Genomic DNA, 3,022 nt, shown 5'->3' with positions numbered 1-3,022 from the left:
TACGAAGTGCGTGAGGCCCAGCTCGGCGTACTCGGCGATCCGGTCGGCGACCTCCTCGTGGGAGCCCACGAGCGCGGTCCCCGCGCCCCCGCGGACCAGGCCGACACCGGCCCACAGGTTCGGCGAGACCTCGAGCGACCCGGTCCGGCCGCCGTGCAGGTCGAGCATCCGGCGCTGGCCCTCCGATTCGCTGGCGGCCAGCGAGGCCTGCACCCGTGCCACGTCCGCGGGGTCGATCCCCGCCAGGAGCCGATCGGCCTCGGCCCACGCCTGCTCCGAGGTGTCCCTGGAGATCACGTGGAGCCGGATCCCGAACGAGGGTGTCCGGCCGTGAACGGCCGCGGCGTCCCGGACCCGGTCCAGCTTCCCGGCGACGGCAGCGGGGGGTTCGCCCCAGGTCAGGTACGTGTCCGCATGGCGGGCGGCGACGCGGATTCCGGCCGCGGAGGAGCCGCCGAAGAAGATCGGCGGCGCCGGGTCCGGTCGACGCGCCAGGACGGAATCGACGACGGCGAGGTGGTCACCGCTGTAGGAGAGCGGGTTCTCCGAATCCCAGAGTCCTCGGACGATCTCGAGGAACTCGTCCGCCCTGGCGTATCGGGCCTCCTTGTCCAGGAAGTCCCCATAGGCGCGTTGCTCGCGGGACTCCCCTCCGGTGACCACGTTGAGGAGCAGGCGGCCACCGGTCTGCCACTGGAAGGTGGTCGCCATCTGCGCGGCGAGGGTGGGACTCATGAGCCCCGGGCGCAGCGCCACGAGGAACTTGATGCTGTCGCTCGACTCGGCGAGCAGAGCGGTGGTGATCATCGCGTCCTCGCACCAGGCGCCGGTGGGAGTGAGGAGGGACTCGAACCCGTTGTGCTCGGCCGCCGCGACGATCTGCCGCAGATACGGCAGGGTCGCCGGACGGTCCCCCGACATCAGCGTGCCGTGCCCCCCGGCCACGAGGTTGCGCGAGTCCCCGTAGGTGGGCAGGAACCAGTGGAAGTGCAACCCAGTCTGGTCGGGGTTCGGATGAGTCGGGTCGGTGGCCACGGACGGCTCCTGAGGTGTCTCGGGTCGGAGTGCGGACCGACACATCGTGCGGCCGGACGGAGACGGGGGGCCACAATTGCCGTCACCGGGAAGGAAACCCATTACACGAGTAGACCGATCGGTCTATAGGCTGTGGTACCCTCTCCCCCATGACACCCCGATCACCCGCCCCTGACCTGCGTTTGTCCGACGTGAGCTCGGCCAGGGTCATGCGCACGATCCGGTTCCGGGGGCCGGTGACCCGTCCGGAGGTGGCCGCGTCCACGGGCCTGTCGGTGGCGACGGTCAGCCGAGCCACGGCAGCGCTGCTGTCCTCCGGGGTCATCCGCGAGCGACCCGAACTCATGCACGACGGTTCCGTGGGCCGGCCGAGCATCCCCGTGGAGATCGATCCCGCCGGGCCCGTGGTGGTGGCCGTCCACATCGGCCTCAGCCGGTGCGTGGTCGCCATCAGTGATCTCGCCTGCCGGATCCTGTCCGAGTACGCGATCCCCACCCCGGGCCGGGATCCGGAGGTGATCGCGGACGAGCTGTCCGCGATCGCGTTCCGGCTCCTCGACGGCCACCGGGACCGCCGGCTGGTCTGGGGCGGCGTGGCCACGGCCGCGAGGATCACCGCGCCGGGCAGGATCGACCACGACCTGCTGGGGTGGCGGGACGTTCCGGTGGCGGACCTGTTCGCCGATCGAATCGGGGTGCCCTTCTCCGTGGCCCCCCACGTCGAGGCGATGGCCGCGGCGGAGCTGCTCGTGGGGCACGAGTCCCACACGGGCACGACGCTGGTCGTCTACGCGCGGGAGCATCTGGGCTCCGCCCTCGTGATCGACGGCGCCGTGCACCTGCCACGGGCCGGCTCGGCGGAACTCGCCCACCTCCCCGTGGGGCCGACCACCTACCTCGACGACCGCGGCGGTGGCCTCCTGGACGTGGTGGGCGATTCCGGACTGGTCCGGGCTGCGGCCGCCCGCGGGATCACCGTCGGGTCGGTGCCGGAGCTCGCGGCCCGGGCACACGGTGACCCGGTGGCCGACGCGATCCTCGTCGAGCGGGCGACCATCCTCGGCCGCCTGGTCGGGTTGGTCTCGGCCATCACTCGGCCGGATTCGGTGGTGCTCTGTGGACAGGCCTTCACGGACCACCCGCGCTACCTGGGACCCATCCTGAGAGCCTCACGGGAGACCCCTCTCGCCGGCGGGGCACCCGAACTCAGGGTGTCGACGGCGGGCGGGCGGATCCAGCAGCTGGCGGCCATGGCGGTGGCGCTCGACACCATCTCGGCCGACCCCACGAGCGCGCTGCCGTCGAGGCTGCTGTCGGTGTCCTGACCCTTTCCGGTCACCGCGACAGTAATGTTCGACATCCGTAGCGGACCCCCACAGACTTCTCGTATGACCGAACGAAGCCTGTCCACCGCTCACCAGTCCGTCCCGGCGGAGACCCACCGGCGTGCGATGCGTATGCATCCCGCCGGCGTCACGATCATCACCCTCGACGGCGCCGACGGGCCGGTGGGGTTCACCGCGTCATCACCGTCCAGCCTGTCGTCGAGGCCCGCCCTGGTGAGCTTCAACGTCGGGATCTCGTCGTCCAGCCTGGCGGCGGTGCTCGACGCCCGGACCGCGGTGATCCACCTGCTGGGCGAGGCCGACCGATCACTCGCGCTCCGGTTCGCCGGCCCCTCCCACCTCCGGTTCGCCGACCACTCCCTGTGGACCCGGGCCGAGACCGGTGAACCGCTCCTCCACGGCGGGCGGGCGCGACTCCGGGTCGCCCTCGATCGTCTCGTCCCGGCGGGCGACCACGTCCTGGTGGTCGCGCGGCTGCTGGACGCCTGGTTCGACGAGGAGGATCCCGGCGATCCGCTCGTGGTGCTCGACGGTGGCTTCCGTGCGGTGCCCACGGCCCACGAGTGACCACGACTGACCACGAGGCCGACTGACCACGAGATCGGCCGACGACGAGGCGGCCCCCGCTCGATGAGCGGGGG

The 3,022-nt window shown here is 71.7% G+C and carries 3 protein-coding genes; 2 read left to right on the top strand and 1 reads right to left on the bottom strand.

Annotated elements, in window-relative coordinates:
- Window positions 1-1,035, bottom strand: a 1,035-nt coding sequence (locus G6020_RS14185; protein ID WP_347238384.1) for an LLM class flavin-dependent oxidoreductase, incomplete at its 3' end; no start/stop codon positions are given.
- 149 nt (window positions 1,036-1,184) lie between these two features.
- Between G6020_RS14185 and G6020_RS14180 the strand changes: the two genes are divergently transcribed.
- Entirely contained in the window at window positions 1,185-2,360 is a 1,176-nt protein-coding gene (locus G6020_RS14180) for an ROK family protein (RefSeq protein ID WP_182611052.1), read from the top strand.
- Between the two features lie 63 nt (window positions 2,361-2,423).
- Complete coding sequence (locus G6020_RS14175; protein ID WP_182611051.1) at window positions 2,424-2,948, top strand: flavin reductase family protein; 525 nt, start codon at window positions 2,424-2,426, stop codon at window positions 2,946-2,948.
- Window positions 2,949-3,022 lie beyond the last annotated feature (74 nt).

Source organism: Dietzia sp. B19, assembly GCF_014145155.1.
GTDB classification, from domain to species: Bacteria; Actinomycetota; Actinomycetes; order Mycobacteriales; family Mycobacteriaceae; genus Dietzia; species Dietzia natronolimnaea.
This window is presented reverse-complemented; position numbering and strand designations above follow the sequence as displayed.

Excerpts from the sequence above, each read along its gene's own strand:
- G6020_RS14175 (WP_182611051.1), top strand. The coding sequence starts at position 2,424 with ATGACCGAACGAAGCCTGTCCACCGCTCACCAGTCCGTCCCGGCGGAG.
- G6020_RS14180 (WP_182611052.1), top strand. The coding sequence starts at position 1,185 with ATGACACCCCGATCACCCGCCCCTGACCTGCGTTTGTCCGACGTGAGC.